14 protein-coding genes are annotated in these 15,542 nt (G+C 57.2%); 6 read left to right on the top strand and 8 right to left on the bottom strand.

All coding sequences use genetic code 11. From position 1 onward, the window contains the following. Positions 1-87: 87 nt before the first annotated feature. On the bottom strand, positions 88-576 hold the full coding sequence (locus M4951_RS04480) for a MarR family winged helix-turn-helix transcriptional regulator (RefSeq protein WP_262025280.1): 489 nt from the start codon (positions 574-576) through the stop codon (positions 88-90). A 114-nt stretch (positions 577-690) separates the two neighbouring features. Continuing rightward, entirely contained in the window at positions 691-1,959 is a 1,269-nt protein-coding gene (locus M4951_RS04475; protein WP_315985760.1) for an MFS transporter, read from the bottom strand. 317 nt (positions 1,960-2,276) lie between these two features. Between M4951_RS04475 and M4951_RS04470 the strand changes: the two genes are divergently transcribed. Continuing rightward, positions 2,277-2,705, top strand: coding sequence for an EamA family transporter (locus M4951_RS04470; RefSeq protein WP_410050429.1), 429 nt, complete (start codon positions 2,277-2,279; stop codon positions 2,703-2,705). 12 nt (positions 2,706-2,717) lie between these two features. Here M4951_RS04470 and M4951_RS04465 read toward each other — a convergent pair whose 3' ends face one another. Together M4951_RS04465 and M4951_RS04460 are read right to left on the bottom strand one after the other, a co-directional pair. After that, positions 2,718-3,620 (bottom strand): ThuA domain-containing protein, encoded by a 903-nt coding sequence (locus M4951_RS04465; protein ID WP_262025278.1) that lies wholly within the window; start codon positions 3,618-3,620, stop codon positions 2,718-2,720. Positions 3,621-3,653: 33 nt separating this feature from the next. After that, the gene (locus tag M4951_RS04460; protein WP_262025277.1) at positions 3,654-4,772 is read right to left on the bottom strand and encodes a quinone-dependent dihydroorotate dehydrogenase; all 1,119 of its coding nucleotides are present in this window, start codon (positions 4,770-4,772) and stop codon (positions 3,654-3,656) included. Between the two features lie 374 nt (positions 4,773-5,146). Between M4951_RS04460 and M4951_RS04455 the strand changes: the two genes are divergently transcribed. Next, positions 5,147-6,988, top strand: coding sequence for a methyl-accepting chemotaxis protein (locus tag M4951_RS04455; protein WP_262025276.1), 1,842 nt, complete (start codon positions 5,147-5,149; stop codon positions 6,986-6,988). Positions 6,989-7,433: 445 nt separating this feature from the next. Continuing rightward, complete coding sequence (locus tag M4951_RS04450) at positions 7,434-8,444, top strand: GGDEF domain-containing protein (RefSeq protein ID WP_262025275.1); 1,011 nt, start codon at positions 7,434-7,436, stop codon at positions 8,442-8,444. A gap of 63 nt (positions 8,445-8,507) precedes the next feature. Here M4951_RS04450 and M4951_RS04445 read toward each other — a convergent pair whose 3' ends face one another. After that, positions 8,508-9,344: a tetratricopeptide repeat protein gene (locus tag M4951_RS04445; protein WP_262025274.1), complete on the bottom strand. Its 837-nt coding sequence runs from the start codon at positions 9,342-9,344 to the stop codon at positions 8,508-8,510. Between the two features lie 353 nt (positions 9,345-9,697). Here M4951_RS04445 and M4951_RS04440 point away from each other — a divergent pair, with 353 nt between their 5' ends. Then, positions 9,698-10,024: a DUF6793 family protein gene (locus tag M4951_RS04440; RefSeq protein ID WP_262025273.1), complete on the top strand. Its 327-nt coding sequence runs from the start codon at positions 9,698-9,700 to the stop codon at positions 10,022-10,024. 113 nt (positions 10,025-10,137) lie between these two features. Then, on the top strand, positions 10,138-10,356 hold the full coding sequence (locus tag M4951_RS04435; RefSeq protein WP_262025272.1) for a hypothetical protein: 219 nt from the start codon (positions 10,138-10,140) through the stop codon (positions 10,354-10,356). A 114-nt stretch (positions 10,357-10,470) separates the two neighbouring features. On the opposite strand, the gene M4951_RS04430 is transcribed toward M4951_RS04435, so the two are convergent. The 3 genes from M4951_RS04430 to M4951_RS04420 form a co-directional block, all read right to left on the bottom strand. Further along, complete coding sequence (locus M4951_RS04430; protein ID WP_315985759.1) at positions 10,471-11,184, bottom strand: carbonic anhydrase; 714 nt, start codon at positions 11,182-11,184, stop codon at positions 10,471-10,473. 257 nt (positions 11,185-11,441) lie between these two features. Beyond that, positions 11,442-12,464, bottom strand: coding sequence for a hypothetical protein (locus tag M4951_RS04425; RefSeq protein ID WP_262025271.1), 1,023 nt, complete (start codon positions 12,462-12,464; stop codon positions 11,442-11,444). Between the two features lie 345 nt (positions 12,465-12,809). Further along, positions 12,810-13,418, bottom strand: coding sequence for a superoxide dismutase (locus tag M4951_RS04420; protein WP_262025270.1), 609 nt, complete (start codon positions 13,416-13,418; stop codon positions 12,810-12,812). 319 nt (positions 13,419-13,737) lie between these two features. On the opposite strand from M4951_RS04420, the gene M4951_RS04415 reads away from it, so the two are divergent. Next, complete coding sequence (locus tag M4951_RS04415) at positions 13,738-15,201, top strand: hypothetical protein (protein WP_262025269.1); 1,464 nt, start codon at positions 13,738-13,740, stop codon at positions 15,199-15,201. Positions 15,202-15,542: the final 341 nt, after the last annotated feature.

The following is a 15,542-nucleotide window of genomic DNA, read 5'->3' as shown; positions in this document are numbered from 1 at the left end:
TTCCAATCCGCAGCCGCGACTCGTTGCCCAGACGCAACTCGCGACACAAATATATGTTGCAACATATATCCGGCAAAAAAAGGAGCGTCACTCTCCACTCTTGCGAGCAGCAAAGAGCAACTTGGTCAACGACTTCAATTGGTCATCGCTGAATGCTTTAAACTGCGACTCATGGAGATCGGCGACCGGTTGATCGAGTTTCTTCAAAATCGCACTTCCTTGCTTTGTAAGCGTAACCCACACGACACGGCGATCTTCGGCGCTACGTTCTCGCTCGACCAACTCGTTGGTCTCAAGGCGATCAACCAAGCGAGAAATATCGGTCTGCGACGTGATCATCCGCTCCGCAATCTGGTAGGTCTGCATCGGCTTCCCTTCGCCCCGCAAGATGCGCAACGCATTGTATTGCGGGTCCGACAAGCCGTGCTGCTTCAGCAGTCGGGCAAACTGGCCGGCAAGCTGCTCATGCGTGCGAACCAGATTCAGATAGGCTTCCTGTTTCAAGCTGGTAAACGGAGTTCGCTTGCCGATTTCAGCGGCGAGTCCGTTCTCCTTGTTGCGGGGTGCATTTGTCATTCCCCTGTTATACGTCGCACCACTATGCGTTGCAACATTCATTTTTGAAAAAAACCGCTCCAATTGTAAACCATTAAATAACAACCACTTACAATCCTCAAAAACCTTGTTCGCCTAGCCTCGGGACTCCAGATTCGGCAGCAGTGCCGTCAAAAGTCCCACCAGCGGCAGGAACGAGCAGACGTGATAGACGTATTCGATACTCGTCTGATCGGCCAGCCAACCGAGCACCGCGGCGCCGATCCCGGCGATCCCAAAGGCGAAACCGAAGAACATCCCAGCGATCATGCCCACTTTGCTCGGCAGCAGTTCTTGGGCGTAAACGATGATTGCTGAGAAAGCGGAAGCCAGGATCAAACCGATCGGCACGGTCAGCACCACCGTCCCAAACAAATTGGCGTAAGGCAAAATCAAGGTGAACGGCAACACGCCGAGAATCGAAAACCAAATCACCGTTTTAAAGCCCAATCGATCGCCGACCGGTCCTCCGCCCAACGTGCCGACCGCGACGGCGCCTAAGAAGATAAACAGATACAACTGAGCCGATTGCACCGGCACGTCGAACTTGTCCATCAGATAGAACGTGTAGTAGCTGCTCAGACTGACCAGGTAGATGTACTTCGAAAAGACCAACATCAGCAACACGCCGACGGCGCCATACACGCGGCCCGGCGTCAGCGTCGACGTTTGCTCGATTCGGACCTTCCGCGGATTCGCTTTCAAGTCGTTCAAATGACGTTGATACCATCGCCCGACGTAGCCCAAAATCATCAGGGCCGCGATGGCGCCGATCGAGAACCACGCGATGCTCGGCTGTCCCCAAGGAGCGACCACAAACGCGGCCAACAACGGACCAATCGCCGAGCCTGCATTGCCTCCCACTTGAAACAACGACTGCGCAAAACCATAACGCCCCCCCGAGGCGAGCCGCGCCACGCGCGACGCTTCGGGATGAAAGACCGACGAGCCGATTCCGACCATCGCGGCGGCGATTAAGATCGATTCAAAGCTTCCGGCCAACGCCAACAGATTCAAACCGACGAGCGTAAAGCCCATCCCGACGACCAGCGAATAAGGCCATGGCCGTCGATCGGTCACCATCCCGACCAGCGGCTGCAGCAGCGAAGCGGTCACATGAAACGTGAACGTGATCAGCCCGACCTGAAAGAACGACAGCGAATAGTTTTCTTTCAATAGCGGATAAACCGCAGGCAACAGCGACTGCATCACATCGTTCAACAGATGCGACACGCTGAGCGCTCCCAGGATCGCGATCACCAACTGCGGGCGACTCACCTTCGTCGCATCGGCAACTTCTGTGGAAGGAGTAATTTCAGGGGAGACTTCGTCGGCAAGCGTCGATTCGGGGCTTTCAGTCGCCATAGAGTAAGTTCGCAGCTGGGGTGCATCGGAGAGGGCGGATGGCATTTGGATGCCGGGGAACGCTGAAGGAGACAGTGCGTCAGGACGTTTGGTTCAGATCCCCAATAATGGTGGAAGCATCCGGCGCTACTCCTCTCCTTCTACCGTAAAGCGTTTCTCGTGGACAGTCACCCCGGCGTCGCCCAGAAAACGACGCTGCGGCCAAAAATTGTCGTGTGGCGGAACGCTAGAATAGGTAGAACCGCAGGCCAGGGCCATTTTGTCGCTGGCCCGGTCGGTAGATCCCTTCACCAATGCAAGTAAGGCGTTTCATGGACATCACCAGCAACTGGTTCGCCTGGGCGTTACTCTCCGCCGGCTTCGCCGCGCTGACCGCGATCTTCGCCAAGATCGGCCTGGAAGGCGTCAACTCGGACTTCGCCACGCTGATCCGCACTGTCGTGATCTTGATCGTGCTGGCCGGGTTCGTCTGGGCGACCGGAGCGATTAGTGATCCGCGGCAACTCTCGTTTAAGACGCTCGTGTTTCTGGTCGCTTCGGGCCTGGCGACTGGCGCTTCGTGGGTTTGTTACTTCCGCGCGTTGAAAGTGGGGGAAGCGTCCAAGGTTGCGCCGGTCGACAAGTTCAGCCTGGTGCTGGTCGCCGTGTTCGCGTTTCTCTTTCTGGGCGAACGCCCTGTGCCGCGGGAATGGTTGGGCATTGCGCTCGTGGGCGCCGGAGTCGTGCTGTTGGCGTGGAAGCGTTAAAGCCGTCGCAGGTTACTTGGCGCCAGCCGGTTGTCGTTTGGCGCGCGGCGCATACTCGACCGCGGCCGGCTCAAACTGCGTCAGTTCCGGCAGTTTCACCTGCACGCCGTCGTTCGGCACGGTTTCTTTCGCTGTCCACACAATGCCGTTCAAGACGCAGCAGCGCAGGTCATCGTTGGTCCAGTTTTTGTAGAAGTGGGGCATGACGATCGCAAAACCGCGACCGCTATCCTTGCGCTGAACGGCCCACGCGACAATCTCGTTGTGCGGATTCTCCGGCGGTAATTTTGATATCGCGATCGGCGTGACATTGTCGGCCGGGCGATTCTGAGGACCGCCAAAGTAATTAAGGATGTACGGTTCATCGTGCAACGTGAACGACTTCCAACCGTGCAAAATCGGATGCTGGCCGGCGGCTGGCGTGATCGTCGCTTGCGGAAAAATTTTGGCGATCCCCTGGTGATGCGGACAAGTGCCGTTGGCGAAGTATCCCCCTAGCCAACCGAGCAACGGGTGATCGCCGTCGGCCGTTACATCTTCGCCCCATAGTCCCGTCGCGTAATGAATGCAGACGATGCCGCAGCCGCGCTGCATCATCGCATCAAGCTGCGTCAAGATTTTCTTCGTCTCAGGCATCCGCTGCGGAGGAAACGTATCTCCCAAAAAGACGACCGTACTGGCTCGATCGAGCAATGCTTCCTCTTGAGGCCATTCGTAAACAATATCCGCTTGAATATCGCCAACGCCGCTCTGCTCGACGCAATACTTCAACAATCGGCCGCCAGCGGCGACTTCATGCGATCCAGGAGGATGCGAACTGGGACCGACCACAATCAACACTTGCGTCGGTTCCGACGCCAAGAGCGACGTTGCAATCAATCCGACGAATATCAGGGCGAGCAATCGTTTTTTCATCTTCCGTCTCAGCACGAGGAATGGAGCCGTTCATTATAGAGCCGCACGACAGCCGCTTCCAACCGCTTGGCCAATGTGAGAAAAGCCATCGGCGGCCAGCAATTGCAATAGCCCGCGATTGATTCGGCTGACAATGCCTGGTCCTTCGTAAACCAACGCCGTGTAGATCTGAATTAACGATGCGCCGAGTCCAATCTTTTCGTAGGCGTCCGCCGCCGAGAAGACGCCCCCTCCCCCGACGATGACATACCGATCGCGCGGCATGCGTTGATACATTTCTGCGATACATTGATTGCTGATCGCCGTGACCGGCTGGCCAGCGAGGGCGCCTGGCATCTTTTCCCAAACTTGGCGCGGCGTCGTCAGCGCCAGTGACGCCGCTTTACCGACCGGCAAATTGAACAGAAATCCGCGAACCGCGGCGAACGGTTCGCATTCTTCGAGTAGACGCTCAATCTCGGCCGGATCGGGATTGGGCGCCACTTTCAAGAAGAGAGGACAGGCGATCTCTAACGGCTGCAGCGCCGTCAGCAACTGCCGAATAGCGCCGGGTTGAGCAAAGAAATCTTTACCGCCGACAGCGTTTGGACAACTGAGATTGAGCGTCAAATAGCTGGCCTGCCGATGGACGGCCCGAGCGCTGCTGACATAGTCGCCAACGATTTCCTCGGCCGAACTTGCGGCGGCGTCGGGGCCCTGGTTGGTCTTCACCAGGTTGACGCCCAAGGGACATTGGATGCGATGTTTCGCCAATCGCTGAGCGATCACTTCAGCCCCGTCGTTAGGCAATCCATAGTTCACCACGATGGCGCGATCCTGCGGCAAGCGAAAGAGTCGCGGTCGCCGATTTCCCGGCGACGCAGCGGCCGATATCGATCCAATCTCGGCGAAACCGAATCCCCAACTATCCAGTAGCCGTAGAGCATGTCCGTTCTTGTCCCAACCGGCGGCGAGTCCGACGGGATTGAGAAAAGAAAGCCCCGCCACATTCGTTTCCAGAGGCGGAGCGGCGAAGTCATAATAGGCACGCATCAGTCGCCGCGACATCGGCATAGCGCCAGCGATCCGACAAGCGGCAATCGTCGCATGATGGGCCGTCTCCGCATCCAAGTGAAACAGGAGTGGTCGAAGGATCGAAAGATACAAATTCATAAGCGGGATCGTGATCCGATTCCTAACGAACTGTCGACATGCGAATGACTTCAATGGTCGCCGGCAGAGAGGTGAACGTGACGCGATTTCCATTCTCTACAACGCTTCATCGTACCTGCAGCGGCGTCGGTCGGCTTACATCCAAGCAGGGTTGATTGGGCGTCAATAAACAAGTTACAGGCTGCGGTTTTACCTAACAGGCTTTCCCTCAAAAACTGCCGTCAAAATCGACACTTCCCTTGCTCCCTGTCTAACGGTGTTCCGCATAGTCAGCGCAAGTTGCCTAATACACGATTACATCAACCTATGTTTGCACATCTCCCCCCACAACAAGAGATCGAAAAGACTATTTTCTAAGCCGGGATCTAAGATTCATGAGCATCAAACGAAAAATCATCGTACAAGTAACGCTCAGCTGTTTGGCGTTGGCGTTTATCGCCGGCCTTGGATGGCGCACTTCCAGCTATCTGCTGGGACAACTCGATCGCGTTGTTGACGAGAAATTCGTTCACTTGATTGACAACGAGATTGCGCCGCTGATCGAAGATGAAATGCTGCCGGTCATCAATAAAGACCTGCCGGAACTTCGTCAAATGCAGGAAAGCATCGAACTGATGCTGCAAGCCGATCGCGACGTTCATCAAGCGATTATTGCCGAGAAAATGGCCCTGGCCGCTTCCAACGAAGAGCAATTCGCCACAGCGAAAGCGACGCAGGAAGAAAACATCGAGCAAGCCGACCAACGTCTCCGTCTGGCCGCCGAAGGGATGAATGACCCCGAAGTCCGCGTCGTCTACGACGGGCTGATGGCCAAATTCAAGCTCTGGACCGAAGCGTCGCGTAAGATATTTACCGACGCCGAAAAGGAAGACCAGAAGGCCGAAGTCCGCGAGGCCAGCGACTATGGCTACGGCTTGGCGTCCTTCAGCGATTTCCGCGGCCGACTAGACGCCGTGACCGAAGCCCAGGAAGCTTCGCTTGCTCGTACGCGGGCCAAATTGGAAGCGAAACAAGAGCGAATCGCCCTCAAACGAGCCCAAGCAAACGACGCCCGAGACAACGTTTTGGCGACTGCCGTGGAGATTCGCGCCGAAGCGGCTCAAAATATCTGGGTGCTCTGTACGCTCGGCGTCATTTCGATCGTCGCCATGCTGGTTTGCGGTTGGTTGATCGCTCGCTCGATCCTGAATCCGCTGATCGCGACCACCAAAATGCTGGACGAAATCGCTCAAGGCGATGGTGATCTGACCCAGCGATTGCCGGAAAACAAACATGACGAATTGGGACGTCTGGCCGGTTCGTTCAACCTGTTTGTCAGCAAGATTCAAGAAATTGTTCGCGAACTGATGGGAGACACGCATACGCTCTCCAATTCATCCCAGATGCTGCAAACGACGTCAGGCCGCATGACCGAAGGCGCCGAGAACACGCAACGTCAATCGACCAGCGTGGCGGCGGCAGCGGAAGAAATGTCGGTCAACATGGAATCGATTTCCACGACCACCAGCGAGATGAATCGCACCATCGAGTCGGTCGCCGCCGCGGTCGAAGAGATGACCTCCAGTATTGTCGAAATTGCCCGCAATGCGGAGAACGCGACCAACACGTCGCGGGAAGCTTCGCAACTGGTCGAAGCGAGCAACACGACCGTTTCGGCGCTCGGTCAAGCTGCCATCGAAATCGGCAAAGTAACCGAAGTCATCCAGGAAATCGCCGAGCAGACCAACTTGTTAGCCCTCAACGCGACGATCGAGGCGGCTCGCGCCGGCGACGCCGGAAAGGGGTTCGCCGTGGTCGCGACCGAAGTGAAAGACCTGGCGCGCCAGACGGCGACGGCGACCGAAGACATTCGCCAACGGATCTCGCGAATTCAAGATTCGTCGCAAAACGCCGTCGACTCGATCGGCCGCGTGCTGGGCGTCATCCAAAACGTCGATTCCGTCTCTCGCTCGATCGCCGCAGCGGTCGAAGAGCAAAGCATCGCGACGAAAGAGATTTCGCGCAACCTGTCGAATGCGTCAACCAATGTCCGCGGCGTAACGGTCAGCCTGGAGCAGTCGACGCAGGCCAGCACCGAAGTCAGCCGCAACATCGTCGGCGTGAAGAAGTCAGCCGACGACGCCGCCGACGACTCGGCGCAAACGCGAAATGTCAGTCTCGAGTTGACGCGCGTCGCCGACAAGATTCAGAAAATGGTGGGGCAGTTCCGTTGCTAACCAGCGGCGCCGCCGAGACCTTTATCTCTCCATTAGGCCGCTTTCCACTTGAAAGCGGCCTTTGTTTTTTGCGCCGGCGCTATCGGTGAACTTCAGGATAACCGGCGCCATCCTTACAACCGATACAAGCCGCCGACGATTCTGCAACGATCGGCTGCATTTTACGCGTCGCCTGATTTGTGACGTAAAGTTGCCTTGAAGAGACAACGGCTCCGTAAATCCTGCCGGCAATTCCGAAATGCGCGAATACCTCCTAACTTCATTCAAAGACGTAGAACAGTTCATCGGGCAAATGGACTCGAATGACTGGACCTACGTTTTCATATTCGTGGTAATTTTCGGAGTAATCTGCATGCGGGGCGTGGGAAATCGCACCAACGCCTAGCCGTGTCCCCAGACTGCCCCCCCCATCGCCTAGAGTGCAGCTCGAGAGGAGATTCGAGAAATGGAAAACTGGATGCTCGGAATCCCGGTTCCGGTCGCATTGGCGCTAGTTGCGCTGATCGGCTACTTTTTGGGCAAGCGCAACGCCAGCGCTGCTGTCGCTGAACAAAGTCGCGCGCGTCGCGAAGTAAAACGAGCCCAAGCGGTGATTCGTCAACTCGAAGACATTTCGCGCGACGTACGCCGCAACTTGGCGACGCACCAGAACAGCATTCTGCATTTCAAAGAACGCATTAACGAACTGAGCGATACGCAAGACACCCAGGCCTGGCAAAACCTCTGTGAAGAAGCGGAGCAGATGCTTAGCCCCACCATGCGGCTTTCTTCGCAGATCGCCAACGCGTATGACGAGATTCGCCAACAAGCCAACTTGCTGATGACCTTCACCGAGTCGCGCACCGATGCGCTGACCGGGTTGAGCAATCGCCGTGCGCTGGATGACTCGCTGGAAAATATGATCGGGATGAAGTCGCGGTACGATTTCACGTTCACGCTCTGCATCTTTGACGTCGATCACTTCAAACGCGTCAACGATCAGCATGGCCATCTGCACGGCGACCGCGTGTTAGTGGAAGTGTCGAACTTGATCGACAACTGCGTCCGTGAGACCGACATCGTCACCCGCTACGGCGGTGAAGAGTTTGTCGTGTTGATGCCGTCAACCGATGTTTACGGCGCCTGTATTTTCGCCGAGCGACTACGAACCAGCGCCGAAGCGCAGTTAGGCGTAACGATCAGCGGAGGACTCGCACAAGTGCGTGGAGAAGACGAATCGCGTACCTTGTTGGCTCGTGCCGACGCCGCGCTCTATCGCGCCAAAGCGAACGGCCGCAACTGCAACTTTTACCACGACGGGACCCGCATTCTCAGTTGTCTGGAGATCGACCCGGACGCCGAAGCGGACTCGATTGACGAAGCCGAAACGCTGCTCTTGGAAGTTCGCGACCTAGAGCATCTGCATGGCGTGAACGAGACGATCACGGCGCCAGGCAATTCGCACAGCCCGGCGTAGAAATTTCGTCACACGACGAATTTCCGCGGGAAGCGTTGTCCCGATGATCCGCGGCGCAGCGAGCTACCAATGCCCGACTTGTCGACCGTAGCCTAGCTTCTCGGCTTGTTGCATGTCTTGGGAAGCGTCGTCGTCGCGATCCAGCGCTTGCAACGTTTCGCCCCGATGATGATAGAGGACGCCCAGTGCGCCGCGCATCTGCTGCAGCCGCATCTGTTTCATCGTTCCCCAGTCGTCGTTTTCCTGTTCGACTTTGGCAATCGACGCTTCGTATAACTCAATCGCCGAATTGAGATCATTCAGCGCCCCTTCGTTGTCGCCGGCGAAATGCTTCACATAGCCGCGCGTATCCAGGTACGAAGCTTCGACTCCATAGATCTTCATCGCTTTGTTGATGTCGTCTAGCGCACGGTCAAGCGACTCTTGCGGCAAATTGGCGCCGTCGGACCAGGCCAGCGCGGTTGCGTAGGCTCGACCGTTCAAAGCGCGATGCAAATGATACTCGCCGGCATTCGCTTTCTCGACCAGCGTATCGGCCAGCGCCAACGCTTTCTCGTGCTGTCCGAGTCGCGACAGGAGATAGCCTTCCATTTCGAGATAGGTCAGTTGGTCTGCGGCGAAATCTTCGGACTTCTCGACCAACGCGATCGCTTCCTCCTTTCGCCCGGTGCGATAGAGGAGCTCGGCCATGCGTAGATGCATCTCGGGAGAATCGCCGCTCCAATCGAGCGCTGTTTCTCCAAGCCGGACTGCGGCGTCGTTGTCACCGGCCTCCAACTGCTCGAGCGCCGAAGCCCAATACCATTGGGCAACCAGCGCCGGCCGAAATAATTGAGAGAGAATCGCCGCAACGACAACGGCCAAGATCACATATCGCAGCAGTGGTAAGCGAGATTTCACAAGCAGCTCATCCTTTTCGCCGAGGCCGGGGTCTGACGCGGCTGGCGGCATTTCTTTCCCGATTTTGCAGCTTCGTCAACCGTAACATTCGCCATCGTCGCTGGCCATGGGAGAGGTGCGATTCGGTCCCGCGAAACCGCAGCAAAGTCCCTTTTTTGCGGTAATACAGCCGGGAACGACGCTGCGGCCGGCCTGATTTTCGTTGCTGAGATGGGAGTCAAAGCGTAAGATCAGCACAACGATTCTGGCGTACGGCAGCGAGTGCCCGGCTTGCCGTTCTTCTCGCGGCGCGCCATCCTACTTTCCAACTGCTCTATCGGGCCCCAATGCTCTTTCGAGGAAAGGAGACAGCCATGCCGCTGTACGAGATCGAGACGAACGCTCACATCCTAATCACCTGGGCCGAGGACGAGACGCAGGCCAAGGTCGTCGTCAACGATAACTACCCCAATGACGACGTGATCCGACTCACCAAGCGGCCTCGCAATAGCTGGGTGATCTCCAAAGCGGCCCTGGGCCTGACCGACCAACGTGTCGACCCTTGTTTGGTCGCTCGCGACTGTCTTTCCAAGGCCGAAGGGGACAAAGTCCACGCTATTCGCTTATATATGAATGAGACAGGCGTTGATTTGGACAAAGCCCGCAAAGCGATTGAGTCCAACATGGTTCTCGGCTGGTAATTCAGCGAACCTACGAAATACCGCTCTTGTCCCATTTTGTCTTAATGGATACTACATTCTGACTCGATGAAAATATCATCGCAGTAAGTTTGGGGACAACGGAGCGAAATACCATGAGCCTGGATTGGCAAGAATCGACGATCGCCGTCAGCGTGCCTGGGGGGGATCCGCGACATTTTCGCGTTCAATACTTTGACACCAAAGAGATGTTCTGGCACCGCCACGATGTCTACAACACGCGAGTCGACGCCGAAGAAGCTTTGCAGCAACTTGCTAGCAAAGGCTTGAAGTGTCGGATTCTCGAATTTGGTTCGTGTGCTGCCGCCCGCTAATGGGTCGCAACAGCAAGCGAATACGGAACGACTAGAGTATCACCAGGCGCCGGACTGCCCTTCGGCGCCGCGGTTGTTTCTTGGCGCCTACGGGTTGTCTCGGCCGCAGCAGCTCTAGCTGTTGAGCAACTCGACTTGGCCATTGGAGAGTTCGTAATACGAGCTCACGATCTTCAGAGCGCCCGATTTGACGCGCTCCGGCAAAATCGGCCCGCTCGTTTCCAGGCTCTGAGCAGTCCGAACCGCATTGGCTTTGGTGACATTCACTAGCTTGTCCCCCGGCTTTCCCTTCACCTGGCGAACGACCGGTCGGATGTAGTCGACGAGGCCTTCAATCGAACCCGGTAGTGAGTCGTTGTTCTCGATATGCTCAATCGCCGCTTCGCACGCGCCGCAGCTGCTATGTCCCATAACCATGATCAGGCTGGAACCAAGCACGGCGACGGCATATTCGATGCTTCCCATCAGCGTTGGGCCCGAGCCAACGATATTGCCAGCAACTCGCAAGACAAAGAGCCCCCCGATCGGCTGATCAAAGACCAGCTCCGGCGCAACGCGCGAGTCCGCACAAGCCAGAATGATCGCTGGCGGCGCCTGACCCTTTGCATCCCGCATGAAATCGGCCGGCGTACGCGGCGTGACCTTGGTCTTACCGTTGGCGAAGCGTTCATTGCCGGCAACCAGTTTGGCGAGGACATCGCTGGGGTCCATCGCAGCAGCCGGTTCAGCGGCCTGGAGCGTTGAATACGCACCCAAGCTAGCCGCGCCGACCGCGAGTCCTACACGTTGCACAAACTCTCGACGCGAAGTGGGGTGCGAATCGCACATAGGGTATCTCTCCAGAATGAGCATCAGCTGCTTGTTGACGAACTACCAAGAAGGGCTCGCATCGCCCTAGCGCAAGGTTTCTCCCTGCGAAACGGCAAGACGGTGAGGAAAACTTAGCTTCTACCTGCGGGCAGGCCGATGAAAAGAGTTTCAAATATTCGATATTCTCCTCTTTCCTTCCCCACAAACGGTTCCGCGCGCAAAAAAAGACCTCGCATCAGGCGAGGTCTTTGAAAGCTTTGTATCGACTCGAACGATTAGTAACCGCCAGAGTAACGCGATCCGGCCGAGGTAGCGCCGCCGACGGTCGGGCTGCTCGTGCTGGCCGACGGATAGGTCGAACCGCTAGTGCTCGGGTAGTTCGACGTGCTCGGCGGATAGTTGCTAGTCGGCGTCGAGCTGCTGGTCGCATAGTCGCTGGTGCCGCCTGGGCGATAGTGCGGAGTCGCCCCGGTCGACGAGGCGCCGGCCGAAGTCGATTGGTAGCTAGCCGGGCTGTTGTAGCTCGAAGATCCAGCTCCTTGGTAGCTGCTGCCGGTCGAAGGATACTGCGAACCACCGGTGCTCGGATAACCGCTGCCGGTCGAAGGATACTGCGATCCGCCGGTGCTCGGGTAACCGTTGTCGGTCGAAGGATACTGCGAACCGCTAGTGCTCGGATAGCTGCTGCCGGTTGACGGTGCATAGCTGGCCGGAACCGCGCCGCTGGCGGAAGCCGAAGGATAACCGCCAGTGCTCGGCTGTCCATAGCTGCTCGGCATCGACGTGCTCGGCTGCGTATAGCCGGGAGCGCTCGCAGCCGAAGCGGTATATGCCGCGGCCCCTTGCGAAGCGTACGGGTTGCTAACCGGTTGGGTCATGCCTTGCGGATAGCCGGACTGAGCGGCCGCAGCCGACGCGCTGCTCGGATACCCCGTCGAGGCTTGACCCTGCGAAGCGGCGTAAAAACCATTCTGCGGAGCGGCCTGCGAACTCATGTTGGGATAGGCGCCGCTGTACGTGGGAGCGCTGCGGGCTCCGGAGGTCGCAGCGTAGTTGGGCGTTACGCTGCCGTTGGAGTTGCGAGCCATCGCCGACGAACTAGGCATCGGCGTCGAAGTTGATGACGGTGACGAAGCGGTCGCGTTGTAAGGAGGAGCCTGGGAAGTAGCGACGTTCGAAACGTCAGGCCCTTTTTTGCTCGCCCACCAGCTCATGCCGCTCTTGCAGCCGACTGACGGTAGAACGGCAGCGGCGAGCATCGCCGCACTCAATGTCCACTTTTCGATTTGCACTCGCATAGCTCACGCGCCTTTGGCTTTGTGAGGCGGCATCGCACCAGAAAGCACTTCCCTGTGCTCGTCTGCGGCCTCGTCCCTGAGTGATTTGTATGATTCGTCAGCCGAATGAACCGGCGACTTCCCTGTAAACTTTAGCTTCGACCTCAAAAGGAGCGGCTCATTAGCCATTCCGACCCGTTTTATCGGAAAAGTTTGCCGCGCATTTTGCGCCGGCTTGGCACGGAGAGTATGGTGACGTTTCGTTAAGGTCAAGGTCAGAAATATCAGTCTTCGCCGCTAGCAAAAGAAGAGCCGCTGCAACATGCGCGCGGCTCTTCTCAAAGCGATATCGATAAGTCCGCCAACCTAGGCGGTCGCCGCGGCGTACAGCTTCGACACTTCGTCCCAGTTAATGACGTTAAAGAACGCCGAAACGTAATCGGGACGACGGTTCTGATAGTTCAGATAGTAGGCGTGTTCCCAAACGTCGAGACCGAGGATCGGCGTACGACCTTCCATCAACGGCGTGTCTTGATTCGGCGTGCTTTCGACCAGCAACTTGCCGCCGTCAACGCTCAACCAGGCCCAACCCGAACCAAAGCGAGTCGCCGCGGCGCCCGAGAACGCTTCTTTGAACTTCTCAAATCCGCCCAGTTCGGCGTCAATCGCCGCAGCCAGTGCGCCGGTCGGCGTTCCACCGCCGCTCGGCTTCATGATCGTCCAGAATAGCGAGTGATTCGCATGGCCGCCACCGTTGTTGCGGACCGCCCCACGGACGTTTTCCGGCACGGCCGACAGATCAGAGACAAGCTCTTCGATCGTCTTGCTTTCCAGTGCGGTTCCTTTGATCGCGTCATTGACCTTGGTGATATAGGCCTGATGATGCTTCGTGTGATGGATTTCCATCGTCTTGGCGTCGATCGACGGTTCCAGCGCGTCGTAAGCGTACGGCAATTCCGGTAGCGTATAAGCCATGGTTGCTCCTCCGTTGATTTTGTTCGATCGGGATTCGATTCGTTGTCTTTAGGCGGGGGCGCCTGCATGCATTGCCGGCGCCGGCGTTTCACGGTTTAACCTACCCCATCACAAGGGTCGTTACAATCCGCCCGGACTAATCCTAAAACCCCGGCGACATAAATCAAATGCCTCCCCCTGCATATGCCGATTCGCTTGCTTCGCCAGCTTGCCTGCAGCTCATTGGTTGGGATTCGTCTTGATTCGCCTGCCAGCATCCTCTAATCTCTCGCGGCGTTTCTTCGCGTGCCGACTGTCGCGTTTTCTCAGGCTTACTTGCATGTCCGAGCTCAAGGTCTATTCCCCCTCTACGACGTCAGAGGATGATGTCGTCATTCTGGTGCACGGCACATTTGCCGGCAGCGAGCATGAAGAGGGCGTAGCTTTCTGGCAGCGGAAAAGCGGTGTTTGGGGCGAACTCGAAAAACGACTTCCCGCCGGAATCTCGCTGCAAGACAACGGCCGCCTGTTTCATTGGTCCGGCGAAAACAACGAACGCGAGCGTCTCAAAGGGGCGAAAGCGCTGCTCGACTACTTAGCGCAGTTTGAAAAATCGGGCCAAGGCTATCACCTGATCGGTCATAGTCACGGCGGCTCAATCATTTGGATGGCGCTGCGGCAAGCGAGCGTTGACGGCATTCCGTTAGACCACTTGCGCACCTGGTCGACGGTCGGCACCCCCTTTCTTCGCCACCGGACCGTCAATCCGATCAGTCTCGCCAATGGAATCAACATCATCGCCGGGCTCTTTTTCCTGAGCCATGCGCGAACGTCGCTGCAACAGATCTTCCGCATCATCCATTGTGCGCTGTTCCATCCCGATCATTACGCCAGAACGCAAGTCGAAATCCTGGGCCGCGACGTCAACCTGATGGACTACTTGATGTACGACCAACTCGGTTGGTTGGCGATCGCCGGCGTGCTGGTAATGTTTTTCGTCTTCGCGCAATTGGCCAGCTTCTTTATTGGCCCGGTGATCGAATCGCGACGCATCCGGCAAGAGCTGCATGCCGAAAAATGCGTGATGCAAGAGTTCGGCTGTTGCTGGCTCGGCGTTTGGTCGCCGGATGATGAAGCGATCAACGGCCTGCGCACGACGCTGCATCTCGACATCACGTTTGTCGGCAAAGTAACCGCCGCCGACCGGATCTTCGTTTCCGACTATCTCAGCTTCCTCTGGATTCCGTACTACTGGACCGTCGCGCCCACGTTCAACTACATCGTGCGGCCGCTGCTCAACCACTTCGTCCGGCAATATGTCAGCAAAGCCGTGCAAGGCAACAACCGACCTTCGGCCGAGCTTTGCAACGTCTCGACCGCTCCGATCGGCGACGCCGAGGTCAACGTCATTCCGGCCCTCCCCTATTTCATCGCCCAACGAATCACCGAACGCGCCAACGCCAAAGCCAAAGACATCGCCCCCAAGTTGCGCACCCTGCTCGGACAAAAAACGCTGATGGCCGGACTCGCCGCATTCAACTCCGAACTCTCCGGAGAAGAACTGGTCCACACCAGCTACTTTGAAGACCCTGACGTCCTGAACTTGCTAACCATTCATATGGCGCTCCATCGCAACGATCGCCGCTATCTCATGCAGGCCGCCGCCTACCACCGCCAACTACTCGAGTGGACGCGCTACTTCCGCGAAATGGCCGGCGACTGGGAAGGCGCCGAGATGCTCGATCGCATCCTCCGCGATACCCCGGCCGAACCCATCGAAGTCCGCCGCCGCACCGCCGCGTAAACGAAGCGCCGCCCAGACCGAAAGGTTGGACCGGACCGGACTGCGTTGCATTTTCCTACCAACCGGTTGAACCAATCCAACACTAGAGCACTTTTCAGCAAGCTGAACAAAGAATCCCCTGTCGTCTAGCTTCTCCCCCAAAATCAGCCGCACGGCGTTAGCCGCGGTTTCTGACAGGAACTCTTTGTCGACGGAAAATTGGAGACAAAAACCGCGGCTAACGCCGTGCGCTGATGTCGATACGTGCCGCGCAGCACCGTCTTCACTTTCAATCGTTGGAAAATCAAAATGGGTCAGCTAGCAGGAAACCGCTCTAGCCCAAGTGCGCAAGCCGAGGGAAT

The sequence above is a fragment of the Blastopirellula sp. J2-11 genome (assembly GCF_024584705.1).
GTDB lineage: Bacteria > Planctomycetota > Planctomycetia > Pirellulales > Pirellulaceae > Blastopirellula.
Note: the sequence above shows the minus strand (reverse complement) of the source record. Positions and strands in the feature narration are given on the sequence as shown.